The following is a 14,746-nucleotide window of genomic DNA, read 5'->3' as shown; positions in this document are numbered from 1 at the left end:
AGCCGTGGCGCACGCTGACGTGCGGGAACGATGGCGCATGGGCTCGGAGGCCAAGGCGCTGACGCTGATCACGGCGGCCGTGCTGGCGTTCGGGCTCGCCGTGCTGTACAGCGCGAGCGCGATCGTGGCCATGAACGAGGGACACTCCAGCGCTTACTATCTGGTGCGGCAGCTCGAGGGCGCGGTGGTGGGGGTGGTGGCATTCGCCGTCGCTGCCAAGATGGACGCGCAGAAATGGGAGCGGTGGGCATGGCCGCTCATGTGGCTGACGATTGCGATGATGATGGCTTGCCTCGTCCTCCCGGCGAGCATCGCGCCCCGCATCCATGGGTCCAAGCGGTTCCTGTTCGGTACGTCGTTGCAGCCGTCGGAGCTCGCCAAGTTCGCGGTGATCGTGTGGGTGGCCATGCTCACGGTGAAAAAGGGTGATCAGCTCCGCCACCTGACCAAGGGATTGGTGCCGTTCCTGCTCGTGATCGGGTTCCTCGATCTGCTGTCGTTTCTCGAGCCCGACCTGTCGGTGGCGATGGTGTATACGCTGCTGATGGCCGTGATTCTCTACGCCGGCGGCGCCCGCATCGGGCATTTCGTGGTTCTCGGCGCGATCGCCATGCCGTTGGTGTGGGCCAAGGCCGAGAAGTTTCAGTACGCGATGCTGCGGCTCACCAGCTTCTTCGATCCGGGGTCGGCCCCGGCCACGGTGAGCTATCAGTTGCAGCAGTCGTTGGTGGCGGTGGGCTCGGGGCGGCTGTTCGGGGTGGGATTCGGTGAGGGGCGCCAACAGTACGGTTTCCTGCCGTTCCCGTACAGCGATTTCATTGCCAGCAACATCGGTGAGGAGTGGGGGTTTGTCGGCCTCGCGGCGATCACGCTGGCGTTTGCCGCCTTCGGGCTGTTCGGATTCCGCATCGCGCGGCAGGCCCGCTCGCCGTTCCTGCAGTTGGTGGCGGTGGGGCTCACCTTCGTCACGGTGCTCACGGCGCTGCTCCACGTGGGGGTGGTCGTAGGGCTTCTGCCCACCACGGGTCTCACGCTTCCCTTCGTGTCGTTCGGCCGTTCCAATCTGGTGCTGACGCTGTTCACGACGGGCGTGCTGGTCAACATCGGGAGCACCAAGGAGCGCGTGTACGGCAGCTCGGCCACCGATCCGCTGCGGAGTTGACCGGTGCGCGTCATCTTCGCCGGCGGCGGCACGGGGGGCCATCTCTATCCGGGGCTCGCCATCGCGCGGGCGCTGGTGCGGGCCCGCCCCGATGTGGAGCCGTTCTTCGTGGGCGCGCAGCGCGGCATCGAGAAGCACGTGCTGCCGCAATCTGAATTCCCATATGTGTTGCTCGATCTCCATCCGCTCCACCGGCGCGCAGCCTGGAAGAACTGGCGCACGCTGGTGAGCGCGGTGATGGAGTGGCGCAAGATCGGCCAGTTGGTGCGGGAGCACCGGCCCGCGCTCGTCGTGGGCACGGGCGGATACGCCTCGGGGTTGATGCTGGAATACGCGCGGCGCAAGCACATTCCCATCGTGCAGCAGGTGGGGGACAGCTACCCGGGCCTCACGGCGCGCCGCTACGCGCGCGACTGCGCCGAGATCTACCTCACTTTTCCCGAGGCGGCGCGGCTCCTGCGCGTGTCCGACCGCTCCAAGCTCGTCGACACCGGCGCGCCGATCGATCCGCCCACGTCGATGAGCCTGTCGCGCGCCACGGCGCGCGCCAAATGGGGTTTCCCCCGCGCCGGCGGACACGTGCTCCTCGTCTACGGCGGGAGCCAGGGATCGGAGGCCATCAACCGCGCCGTGGCGGGATGGATCAATCTGGGGCTGCCCGACGATCTGTACGTGATCTGGGGAACCGGCAGGAGCACCTTCGCCGAATTCGCCTCGTATGAGAGCGCCCGCGTTCGCGTGCGCGACTACCTCGCGCCGATCTCCGATGCCTACGCCGCCTCGGACCTGGCCGTGGCCCGCGCCGGATCCATGACGACGAGCGAACTGTTCGCCTGGAAGATTCCCGCGATCCTCGTCCCGCTGCCCACTGCCGCTGCCCAGCACCAGACCACCAACGCCGCCACGCTCGAACACGCGGGCGCCGCCATCCACCTGCCGCAGACGCAACTCACGGGTCCCAGGCTGCACGAATTGATTGGCAGTCTCCTCGACGATCCGCCGCGGCTCCAGGCGCTCGCCGAAGGCGCGGCCCGGCGGGCGCGGCCCCGCGCTGCCGAGACGATCGCCGAGCACATCCTCGCGATTATCGATCGGTCGGCTCGGCAGACTTGAGGGGCGGGGCGCGTAACCCCTATATTGCGCGCGCGTCCATGCCCCTCATCGATCCCACCGACCCGCGCCCCGTCCACTTCGTGGGCATCGCCGGCGCGGGCATGCGCGCGCTGGCCGAACTGCTGGCGCGCCGGGGAGCGGCAATTACCGGATGCGACGCGGCCCCGGGGGACGTCGACGATCTCCGCCGCCTCGGGATCCACGTGACAGCAGGCCACGATCCCGGCCACGTCGAGGGAGCGCGCGCGCTCGTCGTCACATCGGCTATGTCGCGCACGCATCCTGAGATCGAGCGCGCGCACGCCCTCGGCCTGCCGGTCATCCGGCGCGCCGAAGCGCTGGGCGAAGCCACCGCGGGCGGCGAATTGGTGGCCGTCGCCGGAACGCACGGCAAGTCGACCACCACGGTCATGGCCGCAGACGCGCTTGCGGCCGCCGGGCGCAACCCCACGGCGCTCGTCGGCGCGCGGGTGCACGAGTGGAGCGGCAACCTCCGCGTGGGGAGCCCCACGCTGTACGTCGTGGAGGCGGACGAGTACGATCGGTCGTTTCTCGCGCTCTCGCCCACCGTGGCCGTGATCACCAACATCGAAGCCGATCACCTCGACATCTACCGCGACCTCGCCGACATCCGCGGGGCGTTCACCCAATTTGCCCGCGGTGCGCGCGCGATCGTGCTATCGGCCGACGATGAGCAGGCCCGCACCCTGCCGACCCCGGACTCGGCCGAGGTCGTGCGGTTCGGCGTGCGGGCGTCCGACGCCCGGCTCTCCGCCACCGACCTTCGATTCGCGGCAGGCGGATCGCGCTTCGACGTGCGGTTCGACGGCGCGCGCATCGGCGGCGTGCGGCTGCGCGTGCCCGGTGTCCACAACGTGCAGAACGCGCTCGCCGCGCTCGGCGCAGGGCTGGCCGAAGGACGCACCGTGGAGGAGATGGCCCCAGGCCTCGAAGCGTTCGGCGGCGTGGAGCGCCGCTTCCAGCGCGTGGGCGATGCCGCTGGGGTGACCGTGGTGGACGACTACGCGCACCACCCCACCGAGATCGCGGCCACGCTCGCCGCAGCGCGCCAGGCCTTTCCGGGGCGGCGCCTGGTCGTCGCGTTCCAGCCCCACCTGTACTCGCGCACGCGGGATTTCGCGCCTGCCTTCGCGGCGGCGCTTGGCGGCGCCGACGCGATCTTCCTGGCCGACCTCTACCCGGCCCGCGAGCAGCCGATTCCTGGCGTCACATCCGGCCTCATCGCCGACGCCCTCGGGGAGGCCGCCGGCCGGCTGCGCTGGCGCGGCGACCGCGCCGCGCTGGCCGCCGCGCTGGCTGACTTCGCCCGCGACGGCGACGTGGTGGTCACCATGGGCGCCGGCGACGTCACGAAGGCCGCCGGCGAACTCATGAAGCGGCTGGAGGCGCGTTGATGGAACCGGACGACCAGACGCCCGACCGGGAGCATGAGGCGGATCCGGCCCGCCGGCGGCGGTGGAAGCGAATCGGCGCCGGGCTGCTCGTGGTCGCGGCCGCGGGGTCGCCGTACTGGGGGCGCCCGCTGCTCGCCCGGATGGCGTTCTTTCGCGTGCGCCGCGTGCAGATCGACGGCGCGCGGTACACGTCGGCGCGTGACATTCTGCGCCAGTTGCACGTCGATACCACGGTGTCGGTATGGACGAAGCTCGGGCCCCTCGAACGCCGGGTGGCCCAGCTGCCGGAGGTGCGCGCGGCGGCGATTCGGCGTAAGCTTCCGGGAACGCTGGTCGTCACGGTCACCGAGCGGGTGCCGGTGGCGTTGGTGCCGACCCCGCATGGGCTTCGGCCGTACGACGAGCACGGACTGGCGCTGCCAATCGATCCGTCCCAAACCGCGGTTGACGTGCCGATCCTGGCGCATCGTGATACCGCGGCCCTGCGTTTGTTGGGGGAGCTCCGGCAACGGGCGCCCGAGTTGTACCAGAGCGTGAGCGACGTACGGCGAGTGGGAGGGGAGTTGGACCTCTCACTGACGACGTTCCTCGTTCGCGCGATGGCCGATGTAACCGTTCGCCGGTTAGAGGACCTGGAACCCGTGGAGCGCGATCTTGCGGTCCGCCGGCTCCCGGTCGCCGAGCTGGATCTCCGATTCCGTGACCAAGTGATCGCCCGACTCAAATGAACGCAGAACGCCTCGTTGCCGGTCTCGACATCGGCTCCGCCAAGACCACCGCCATCATCGCCGAAGTCGTCGGCGACCTGCCGCGGCATCCCTCGATCAAGGTGCTGGGGGTGGGGCAAGCCCGCACCACGGGCATGCGGCGGGGCGTGGTGTCCGACATCGAAGAGACCACCCGCTCCATCCGCAAAGCGCTCCAGGACGCCGAGCGCATGGCCGGTGCCCAGGTGCAGGAACTGTACGCGGGCATCGCCGGCGAACACGTCCAGGCGATGACGAGTAAGGGCATCGTGGCCGTGTCGGGAGACGAAATCACCAAGGCCGACGTGGAACGCGCCAACGAGGTGGCCCGGGCGCAGGCCATTCCGCAGGAGCGGGAACTGCTGCATGCCATCCCGCAGGAATACACGGTCGACAAGAACACGGGGATCCGCGACCCCATCGGCATGAGCGGCATGCGGCTCGAGGTGGAGATGTACCTCGTGACCATCGGCAGCTCGCCGGCGATCAACCTGCGCAAGAGTGTGGAGCGGGCGGGCTACAAGGTGCGCGACCTCGTCCTCGAGCCGCTGGCCAGCGCACTTGCCGTGCTCACCGAGGATGAGAAGGAGCTGGGGGTGGCGCTGGTCGAGATGGGCGCCGGCACGACCGACATCGCGGTGTTCCACGAGGGGAAGATCCGCCATCTCGGGACGATTCCCTTCGGCGGCAACAATGTAACGAGCGACATCGTGCATGGGCTCGGCGTCACGCAGTCGGACGCCGAACGGCTCAAGGAGCGCTACGGCTGTGCTTACGAACCCCTGGTTGATCCCCAGGACACGATCCAGCTGCCGAGTACGGTGGCCCAGGGCGAGCGGCAGATTCCGCGCGAGCTGCTGGCGCACATCATCCACCAGCGGATGGACGAGATCTTCAACCTCGTGCAGAACGACATTGGCGAGGCGGGATTCGCCAACCGGTTGAGTGCGGGCATCGTGCTCACCGGCGGTGCTGCGGCCATGCAGGGCGCGGGCGAGCTGGCCGCCGAGGTGTTCGGCGCCGGCGTGCGCGTGGGGTCGCCAGCCGAGAACATAGGCGGACTCACGGACTCGGTCGAAGCGCCGCGGTTCGCCACAGTGGTCGGCCTCGCTCAGTTCGGCGCTACGCGCATGGCACTTGGCGCGACTACCAGCGCCAAACGGCTCTCCGTGAGCGGGGCCGGGATGGAGAAGTGGGTGGCCAAGCTCAAGTTCTGGTTGCAGGACTTCTTCTAGGAGTAGGACGGTAGGACAGTAGGACAGAACGACGGTAACCTGCGTTCCGAGATCATCCGACCTGGCGTGTCTCATGGTTCAAGAGCCACCGCTTGCGCTCGATCCCGCCGCCAAACCCCGTGAGCGAGCCATCGGCCCCCACGACCCGATGGCATGGCACCACGATAGAGATCGGATTCCGTCCGTTCGCGGCGCCCACGGCGCGCGACGCGCCAGAATTGCCCAAGCGGCGGGCCATCTCTCCGTAGGACGAACGCCCGCCATAGGGAATCTTCCGGAGCTCGGCCCACACGGCCCGCTGGAAGGCCGTCCCGCGGGCCGCGAGGGGCACGTCGAACGCACGCAAGGTACCGGCGAAATACGCCTCGAGCTGGTGGCGCGCCGTCTTGAGGACTCTCGACGCCGGTTCCGCCGTGCCGTCGTCGGGGCGCCAGGCGAGTGCTTCCTGCGTCGGCGGTCCGTGACGTCGAAGCTCGAAATAGACGCCCACCAGGCCGGCTTCGCGAGCCGCCAGCGTCAGCGTGCCGACCGGGCTCGGCATTGTGGTGTAATACACGGGTTCGGTCATCATACCAACGGTGCAGGTGGCAACACTGGCCAACCGGGCTTGGTGAAGCTGGATGCTCGCACGTGTGGCGTCCTCGCGTCAACCAGCGGCGGGCAATTCGGCGGCAAGAGAAATCCACATCAAAAAAGTGCTGTCGATCGCCGGTGTGTGGACAAACAGCACGTGCTCTTTTCGTATCGTCGTCGTCCTTGAAGCAGGGGTAGTCGGGCACGGCAAACGCATTATATTGCCGCAACCGACTGAGCGACTGTGGAGCGCAGCATTAGGGTGTGCCCACGATCGCCGTCCCGTTCGACGGTAGGCCCGTTCCGCGCCGACCGTTCCCACCTCGCAAGTGCGGGAGTCCCACTCGCATGGTCTTCGAGTTCGAAGAAAGCGTGCACGAGCACGCCCGGATGAAAGTTGTGGGCGTCGGCGGCGGTGGCGGCAACGCCGTCAATCGCATGATCGAGGAGCGTCTCGAGCATATCGAGTTCATCTCCGTCAATACCGACAATCAAGCCCTCCTGAACTCGAAGTCGGATATCAAGGTTCAGATCGGCAAGAAGCTCACCCGCGGTCTGGGTGCCGGCGCGCGGCCGGAGATCGGCCGGCAGGCCATCGAAGAGAATCGAGACGAAGTGGGCGCGGCGATGCAGGGCGCCGACCTCGTCTTCATCACGTGCGGCATGGGGGGCGGTACCGGCACGGGGGCGGCGCCCGTCGTGGCTGAGTTGGCCCGCGAAGCCGGCGCACTCACCGTGGGCATCGTGACCAAGCCGTTCCTGTTCGAGGGGCGCAAGCGCATGCGGCAGGCCGAACAGGGCATTGCCGAGATGCGCAAGAACGTGGACACGATGATCGTCGTGCCCAACGAGCGGCTTCTGGCAGTGGTCGGCAAGGGCATTCCGTTCCAGGATGCGCTCAAGAAGGCGGACGAAGTGCTCCTCCATGCCACGCAGGGCATCAGCACACTCATCACCAAGCCCGGCCTCGTGAACGTGGACTTCGCCGACGTGCGCACGGTGATGCGCGAGGGTGGCTCGGCGCTCATGGGCACCGGCATCGGACGCGGCGAGAACCGCGCCATGGAGGCCGCGCAACAGGCCATCTCGAGCCCGCTGCTCGACAACGTGTCCATTTCCGGGTCGCGCGGCGTGCTGCTCAACATCACGGGCGGCGGCGACCTCACGCTTGGCGAAGTCACGCAGATCAGCGACATCGTCCACGACGCGGCCGGGGACGACGCCGAGATCATCTTCGGCGCCGTGCACGAGCCCGCCATGCAGGGCGAGTTGCGTGTCACGGTCATCGCCACGGGCTTCGACCGGACGGTGGCCACGGGCCTCACACCGGCGCACGACCACCCGATGCTCGGCAAGGGCGCGCCCGTCATTCCGTTTCCGGCTTCGCGAGCCATGCGCGCGGGTGGGGTGTCGCCGCGGGGCGCGGGCTCCCAGCCGGGAGACACGCAGCGTCCGGCGCGGCCGGCCGCTTCCGACAAGGACAAAGGGGTGAGCGATCTCAGCGACATGGAGATCCCCACCTTCATCCGGAGGCAGATGGATTGAAGGTTCGCACCGCGCGCGCCATCACGTACTCGGTGGTGGCGGGTCTTGTCGTCTTCGCCATCCGGGCCACTCCGCCGCTCGCCCAGCTGCCGGCGGCCGCCGTGTTGGCCGACTCGGGTCCCGTGCCCAGCTGGCAACTCAAGTTCGACAGCGTGGCCCGAGGCGAGACCCTGGTCGCGGTGCTGGAGCGCAGTGGGCTGAGCGATACGGCCGCCGGACATGCGGTGCTAGCGGCCACGTCGCTCAATCCGCGGCGCATTCCCACGGGACTGCCCGTGGCGGTGCTCAACGCGTCGCCCGGCGATTCGCAGCCCACCCAGATCGTAGTGCAATTGGCCGTGGACCATTTCCTGCACCTCGTGCGCGGGGACAGCGGCTGGACCGAGCATGACGAGCGCCTTCCCTGGACCACCGACACGGTCGCGATCGCGGGCACGATCCACTCGAACCTCTATCAGGCCGTGTACGACGCCGCCGACAGCACGCTCCCCCGGGACGCGCAGACGGCGATCGTCCTCAAGTTGGCCGACGACGTGTACGAGTACCGCGTGGATATGAGCCGCGACCTGCAGGACGGTGACAAATTCCGCGTGTTGGCCGAGCGCAGCAGACTGTCCAATGGGACCGTGCGGATCGGCGATATCGTGGCGGCGCAGCTCGACCTGTCGGGCACCGAGATCGACGCGGTGCACTACACCAACGACAAACTCGCCGGCGACTATTTCGACCAGCAGGGGCGCTCGCTCAAGGCTGCCTTCCTGCGTGTGCCATTGCAGTTCAAGTATATTTCCAGCGGGTTCGGCAACCGGTTCCACCCGATTCTCAAGCTCTGGCGCGACCACAAGGGTATCGACTACGCGGCCAACGCCGGCACGCCGGTGCGGGCCATCGGCAATGGCGTGGTCGTGCGCGCCGGGTGGGCGAGCGGCTACGGCAACCTGATCGAGATCCGCCATCCCAACGGCTTCTCGTCGCGGTACGGGCACCTGCGCGCGTTCGCCAAGGGCATCCACGCCGGCGCGCGCGTGACGATCGGCGAGACGATCGGCTACGTGGGGATGACCGGGCTCGCCACGGGCCCGCACCTCCACTTCGAATTCCTGGTGAACGGCGTGCAACGCAACCCGCGCGTGGCGCTCAGGAACGTCGGAGGGGAACCGATTCCCCGGACGCTCATGGCCTCGTTCGACACTGTGCGCGACCACCTCATGGGGCAGCTACTGGCCGGCACGGGCGGCGCGGCCGCCACCGTCGCTCTGCGCTAGCGGCGCCGGCGCGCCAGCACGGCGCCGCTGCTTCCCGGGCCTCCCCCTGTGCTCTGGCTGATCGCCGTTCTCCTGGGGCTGGCCGGCGCGGCCCTCCAGTACGGATGGGGCTCGCCACGCCGCATTCTCGCGGCGAAGGCGCCGGCCGCACTCCGCGCGGCCGCCCTCGCGCTCGTGGTCGCACTCCTCGTCGGCGCGCCGGGCGGTCCCGCCCACCTCCCGAAGCCCTGGGTGGCCCTCGACGCCTCGTCGAGCATGGCCCGGGCCGGCGACAGCCTGGCGTGGCGCGCGGCCGTCGACTCGGCCGGCGCCGTCCACGCCGACTCCCTCTTCCTGTTCGGCGACTCCCTGCGGGCCGGCACGCCACCGAAGCTCCCGGACGATACGCGTTCTGACATCGGTCCCGTGGTCGAACGGGCGCTGGCCACCAGCCGGCCAGTGGTCGTGGTCACCGACGGCGAGGGCGCGCAGCGCGCGCAGCTGCACCGTCTCCCCGCCGGCTCACGCGTGATCGTGGTGCCGCATGCGCCCGTCCACGACGTGGCGGCGGTGAACCTCGACGTCCCACGCGCCGTCGTGGGCGGCGACACGGTCGAGGCGCGGGTCACGATCGGCGCCGGCCCTGGTGGGAGCGGGCCCGGTACCGCTCGGTTGTTCCTCGACGGCCGCCTCCTGGCCGCCGTGCCGTTCGACTCGCTCGGAGCCTACGCCCGGCGCGATCTCTCGACGCGCATCCGCGTTTCGGGACCCGAGGGCCCCGCCGCGTTGCGCGCGGTCGTGTCGGCAGCCGGGGACGCCGAGCCACGCAACGACACGTTGGGCACCGGCATGGACATCTCCCGGCAGCCAGGCGCCGTGTTCGTCTCCACATCGCCGGATTACGACGCGCGGTACGCGCTGGCCGTCCTCCGCGGGGCGCTCGCCCTGCCCACGCGGGCATTCTACTACCTGTCTCCCGGTAACTGGCGAGTGGATGGGAGCTACGCACCGGTGACCGAGGCGGAGGTCCGCTCGGCCTTCCGTGATGCGCCGGTGGCCGTGCTGCACGGCGATACGGCCGTCTTCGGTCCTCCGCGCGAGGCCACCCGCGCGCCGCTGGCGCTCATCGTGCCGACCACGGGCGACGGCAACGAATGGTACGCGAGCGCGGCACCGGTCTCGCCCCTCGCGGCGGCGCTGAGCGGCGTCGTCTGGGACTCACTGCCGCCGCTGCTCGTGGGCCGGGTGGAGCCCAAAGGACACTGGCATGCCCTCGAGGTCCGGCGGGGACGCGAGGCGGTCACACGGACGATCATCGCCGGCGACGACTCGCCTCGGCGCGTCGTCACCGTCGCCGCGTCCGACCTCTGGCGCTGGGAGTTTCGCGGCGGAGCGTCGGCCGATGCCTTCACCGCGCTCTGGGGGGGCATCTTCGATTACCTCGCGTCCGAACGCGCCGACCGCCGCGCCGCCGTGCCCGACGCAGGGCTCGTCCGCGCCGGCCAACCGGTGACCTGGCGCCACGGTGCGGCGGGCGACAGCGCCGTGACGGTGGCGCTCGCGCGACGCGGCAGCAGGGCAGTCGACACGCTGCAGCTTCGTTTCCCGAGCGGTTCGGCCACCGCCGTCTCCTCCCCGCTGCCGGCTGGAACGTACGACGCTTCGATGCCTGGTGGCTCGGCCGTGCTCGTCGTGAACGCCAGCGAAGAGCTGGTGCCGCGGCCTCCGGGCGTTGCGTCAGCGGCGGTCGGCGGCTCACCGGCACGCGGTTCGGCGCCACCGGCGCGGGATAGCGCGTGGCCGTACGTGGCGCTCGTCGTCCTGCTGTGCGGGGAGTGGCTGCTGCGGCGAAGGGCGGGGCTGCGGTAGGCCAGAGCAGCGCCCCTGGCGTGTGCCGCTGGAGCGAGCACCCAAGCACGCGGCGGCGGAATGCTTCGGCGGGCCGGCTTCGGCGTACGCCACCGGTCCGATTGCTGCTAGATTGCCGCCATGCCGCGTCTTCTTCGCAAGTCGGGCGACACCCCACGCAAGTCTCTCTGGCAGCGGGTCAAGGACGTCGCGCTGCGCGACGTGGGCGTCATGGTGCGCGGTGGGGTCAAGGACGGCACGCTCGAACCGCTGGAGCAACTGCTGCTCGAAGCCGACTTCGGCGTGCCGGTCACGCTGCGCCTCGTGGCCGAGGTCGAGGATCGTGCCAAGCGGGGCACGGTGAAGACCGAGGAAGAATTCCGCGTCGCCCTTGCCGGAGGCATCGAGCGTGCGCTCGTCGCCGGAAATAGCGACCCCGCGTTCGTGCTGCCCGGCGCGAAACCGGCCGTGGTGCTGGTGATCGGCGTCAACGGCGCCGGGAAGACGACGTTCATCGGCAAGCTCGCTGCCCGGCTCCGCGGCGAGGGCAAGCGCGTGATGGTCGCGGCGGGCGACACCTTCCGCGCCGGCGCCATTGATCAACTGCGGGTGTGGGCGCAGCGCACGGGCGCGGAATTCGTCGGCGCCCAGCCCGGGGGCGATCCGGCAGCCGTCGCCTTCGACGCCATCGACGCCGCGGTTTCACGTGGCGTGGATGTACTCATCGTGGATACGGCGGGTCGCCTGCACACCTCGAGCGGTCTGATGGACGAATTGCGCAAGGTCGAGCGCGTGATCGCCAAGCGGCTCCCTGGCGCGCCGCACGAGACCCTGCTCGTGCTCGACGGCACGATCGGGCAGAACGCGGTGGTGCAGGCCAAGACGTTCGCGGCTGCCGTCCCGGTCACCGGGCTCGTCGTGACCAAGCTCGACGGTACGGCTAGGGGCGGCGTGGTGGTGGCGGTGCACGAAGCGATCGACGTGCCGGTGAAGTTCCTCGGCGTGGGCGAAGCGGCCGAGGATCTCGCGCCATTCGATCCTGCGGAGTTCGCGCGGGAGCTGCTGAGCGAGGAGTAGCATGGCGACCGCCGCCCCACGGGTCATCCTCGATACGCCCATCACGTACCTGAAGGGCGTGGGGCCGCGCCGAGCCACGGCCTTCCAGAAGATGAACGTGAAGACCGCCGGCGACCTCGTGTGGCTGGTGCCGCACCGCTACGAGGATGCCAGTACCGTGTCGCGCATCGCGTCGCTGCGCACCGGCGCCGATGCCACGGTGATCGGGCGCGTCATCTCCAAGGGCGTGCTGCCCACGCGCAAAGGGCTCCGCATCTTCCAGGCCGTGCTGCAGGACGACAGCGGCATGATCGAAGCCGCCTGGCCCGGCCAGCCGTTTCTCGACCGCGCCATCAACAAGGGCGACGTCCTGCTCGCCTCGGGCACGGTGCGTTTCTACCACGGGCGCCAACTGGCGCCGCGCGAGTTCGTGAACCTCGGGCCCGACGACGAGGGCACGGCAAGGGGGCGGGTGCTCGCGGTGTACCCCGCCACCGAGGGGCTGTCGTTCAAGGTCATCCGGCACATCGTGGACGCCAACCTCGACGCGCTGCTGCCACAGGTGACGGAGTACTTTCCGGCGGAGATCCTCAAGGCGGCCGGGGTGGCGGGCATCGCCGACGCACTGCGGATGGTCCACCGGCCGCGCACGATGGCGGAGGCGATCGCGGGGCGCGACCGGCTGGCGTTCGAGGAGTTGTTCTTCGTGCACGTGCTTCACCAGCGCGTGAAGGTGCTGGCCCGCGAGACGCGGCGGGGCATCCGGTTCGAGAACAAGCGCAACCTCACCACGCGGCTTCGCGAGTCTCTCCCCTATCAACTCACCAATGCCCAGGTGCGCGCGCTCCGCGAGATCGTGTCCGACATGTGCAGTGACCGCCGCATGCACCGCCTCTTGCAGGGCGACGTGGGGAGCGGCAAGACCATCGTGGCCGTGTTCGCGGCCCTGCTCGCGCTGGAGAACGGGTACCAGGCGGCGGTGATGGTGCCTACCGAACTCCTGGCCGAACAGCACCACCGAACGATCACAACTCTGCTCTCCCCACTCGGGGTCGAGCCGGTGCTTCTCACGGGCAGCGTTCCGACGCGTGAACGCAAGGCGATCGCGGCGCGGTTGGCGCAGCGCGAGCCGCCGCCGGACGGGGAATGGCCGGAACTGGTGATCGGCACACATGCGTTGGTGCAGGAGGCGACCGCATTCACGCGTCTCGGGTTCGTGGCCATCGACGAGCAGCACCGGTTCGGGGTGGAGCAGCGGGAGGCGCTGGCCGCCAAAGGCGAGATGCCCGACGTGCTGCTGATGAGCGCCACACCCATTCCCCGTTCGCTGGCCCTCACGATCTACGGTGACCTCGACCTCAGCTTTCTCGACGAGCGGCCACCCGGGCGGCGTCCCATCACCACGACCTTCCGCGGCGCCTCGTCGCGTGAGCGCGTGATGCAGTTCGTGGATCGCGAACTGGCCAAGGGCCGGCAGGCGTACGTCGTCTATCCCGTGATCGAGGAGTCGGAGAAGCTGGACCTCAAGGCAGCGACGACGATGTACGAATCGCTCCGCACCGGCCCGTTCGCGCACCGGCGGGTGGCGCTGCTCCATGGGCGCCTGCCGAACGACGAGCGCGACGACGTCATGCGCCGGTTCCGCGACGGCGAGATCGACGTGCTCGTGGCGACGACCGTGATCGAAGTGGGCATCGACGTACCGAACGCCACGGTGATGGTGATCGAGCACCCCGAGCGGTTCGGCCTTTCGCAGCTTCATCAGTTGCGCGGCCGCGTGGGGCGCGGCGGCGAGCAGAGCTACTGCGTGCTGCTGGGCGACGTGGGGCGGGAGGCACGGCAGCGTCTGAAGATCTTTGTGGACACCGAAGATGGATTCGCCATCGCGGAGGCCGACCTGCGCCTGCGCGGCATGGGGGATCTGTTCGGCGAGCGCCAGAGCGGGGTGCCCACGTTCAAGGTGGCGGACCCGATGCGAGACGCCGAGTTGAGCGAGCGGGCGCGGGCCGCGGCCGAACGACTGCTGGCCAGGGACCCCGACCTGCGGGCCCGCGAGAACGCACCGCTGCGGCGAGTCCTCGGCGCCCGGTACGCGCGCGCCGTGGCGTTGTTCCGCGTCGGGTGACCGGATCCGGGGTTGACCGCGCGGGGTCCATCCGTGAGGCTTAGAGGACGCGCGGGGCGGCTCCAACGTTCCCGCGCGCCGTGCGTATTATTGGCAGTGTCGTGCCTCTGATTCTCGGACTCCCAAGGACTTCGATGATGCGTCGAATTGTCGCGCTTTTGCTCGTGGCTGCCGGCCTGTGCGTGGTAGCCCGTCCTGCCGCCGCGCAGTCTTCCGGTATCGCGCCGCTGCCGTCCGGAGTGACGCTGCGAGTCAACGGCCCCGGCTCCACCATCACCGGTGTACTGTACCAGCAGTCGATCGATTCGGTATGGCTGCGGCCGCGGGGCGAGAATGAGGCGGTGCGCGCCATCGCGGTCTCGCGGATAACGCGCGTGGATGCCGCGCAACCGGCGTACGCCAAGAGTGTGCTCGTGGGGACCGGACTCGGGCTGCTGCTTGGCGCCGCGTTGTATCCGATCACGTCGCACAACGATCACGACGTGTTTATCGGGCTGAGCCTGGTCGCTGGGGCTGCCGCGGGATTGATCTTCCCGCACACCGACTGGACTCCGGTTCCGTTCCGCTGAAAGCGCGCGGCCGCGGCCCGGGCCGCGGCGCGCACCCCCCTCCACATCCGGCGTATTCCGCGCGCGTGCGCGGAGCTGTTCCGTTATAGTAGGAGGACCCGCGCGGCCCGGCGGG

At 69.4% G+C, this 14,746-nt stretch carries 12 protein-coding genes; 11 read left to right on the top strand and 1 reads right to left on the bottom strand.

Annotated features, from left to right (window positions below; all coding sequences use genetic code 11):
- Positions 1 to 4 precede the first annotated feature (4 nt).
- The 5 genes from VNF92_03470 to ftsA are packed head-to-tail and all read left to right on the top strand — an operon-like array spanning position 5 to position 5,671.
- Positions 5 to 1,162 (top strand): putative peptidoglycan glycosyltransferase FtsW, encoded by a 1,158-nt coding sequence (locus VNF92_03470; GenBank protein HVA56923.1) that lies wholly within the window; start codon positions 5 to 7, stop codon positions 1,160 to 1,162.
- 3 nt (positions 1,163 to 1,165) lie between these two features.
- Positions 1,166 to 2,275 carry a UDP-N-acetylglucosamine--N-acetylmuramyl-(pentapeptide) pyrophosphoryl-undecaprenol N-acetylglucosamine transferase gene (locus VNF92_03465; GenBank protein ID HVA56922.1) on the top strand — a complete coding sequence of 370 codons (1,110 nt, stop codon included), beginning with the start codon at positions 1,166 to 1,168 and terminating at the stop codon, positions 2,273 to 2,275.
- A gap of 38 nt (positions 2,276 to 2,313) precedes the next feature.
- Positions 2,314 to 3,690 carry a UDP-N-acetylmuramate--L-alanine ligase gene (murC, locus tag VNF92_03460; GenBank protein ID HVA56921.1) on the top strand — a complete coding sequence of 459 codons (1,377 nt, stop codon included), beginning with the start codon at positions 2,314 to 2,316 and terminating at the stop codon, positions 3,688 to 3,690.
- Entirely contained in the window at positions 3,690 to 4,418 is a 729-nt protein-coding gene (locus VNF92_03455; protein ID HVA56920.1) for an FtsQ-type POTRA domain-containing protein, read from the top strand. The genes murC and VNF92_03455 overlap by 1 nt, the downstream gene beginning before the upstream one ends.
- Positions 4,415 to 5,671: a cell division protein FtsA gene (gene ftsA, locus VNF92_03450; protein ID HVA56919.1), complete on the top strand. Its 1,257-nt coding sequence runs from the start codon at positions 4,415 to 4,417 to the stop codon at positions 5,669 to 5,671. The genes VNF92_03455 and ftsA overlap by 4 nt, the downstream gene beginning before the upstream one ends.
- Positions 5,672 to 5,723: 52 nt before the next feature.
- On the opposite strand, the gene VNF92_03445 is transcribed toward ftsA, so the two are convergent.
- On the bottom strand, positions 5,724 to 6,239 hold the full coding sequence (locus VNF92_03445) for a methylated-DNA--[protein]-cysteine S-methyltransferase (protein ID HVA56918.1): 516 nt from the start codon (positions 6,237 to 6,239) through the stop codon (positions 5,724 to 5,726).
- 353 nt (positions 6,240 to 6,592) lie between these two features.
- Between VNF92_03445 and ftsZ the strand changes: the two genes are divergently transcribed.
- The 6 genes from ftsZ to VNF92_03415 all read left to right on the top strand — a co-directional run bounded on the left by ftsZ (position 6,593) and on the right by VNF92_03415 (position 14,631).
- On the top strand, positions 6,593 to 7,789 hold the full coding sequence (ftsZ, locus tag VNF92_03440; protein ID HVA56917.1) for a cell division protein FtsZ: 1,197 nt from the start codon (positions 6,593 to 6,595) through the stop codon (positions 7,787 to 7,789).
- Positions 7,786 to 9,054, top strand: coding sequence for a M23 family metallopeptidase (locus VNF92_03435; protein HVA56916.1), 1,269 nt, complete (start codon positions 7,786 to 7,788; stop codon positions 9,052 to 9,054). Before ftsZ ends, VNF92_03435 begins: the two co-directional genes overlap by 4 nt.
- 48 nt (positions 9,055 to 9,102) lie before the next feature.
- Positions 9,103 to 10,902, top strand: a complete 1,800-nt coding sequence (locus VNF92_03430; protein HVA56915.1) for a hypothetical protein — start codon at positions 9,103 to 9,105, stop codon at positions 10,900 to 10,902.
- A gap of 120 nt (positions 10,903 to 11,022) precedes the next feature.
- Positions 11,023 to 11,958 (top strand): signal recognition particle-docking protein FtsY, encoded by a 936-nt coding sequence (gene ftsY / locus VNF92_03425; GenBank protein ID HVA56914.1) that lies wholly within the window; start codon positions 11,023 to 11,025, stop codon positions 11,956 to 11,958.
- Between the two features lies 1 nt (position 11,959).
- Positions 11,960 to 14,062, top strand: coding sequence for an ATP-dependent DNA helicase RecG (gene recG, locus VNF92_03420; protein ID HVA56913.1), 2,103 nt, complete (start codon positions 11,960 to 11,962; stop codon positions 14,060 to 14,062).
- 134 nt (positions 14,063 to 14,196) lie between these two features.
- On the top strand, positions 14,197 to 14,631 hold the full coding sequence (locus VNF92_03415; protein HVA56912.1) for a hypothetical protein: 435 nt from the start codon (positions 14,197 to 14,199) through the stop codon (positions 14,629 to 14,631).
- The last annotated feature ends 115 nt before the right edge of the window (positions 14,632 to 14,746 follow it).

Source organism: Gemmatimonadaceae bacterium (assembly GCA_035533015.1).
Taxonomy (GTDB): domain Bacteria; phylum Gemmatimonadota; class Gemmatimonadetes; order Gemmatimonadales; family Gemmatimonadaceae; genus JAGWRI01.
This window is presented reverse-complemented; position numbering and strand designations above follow the sequence as displayed.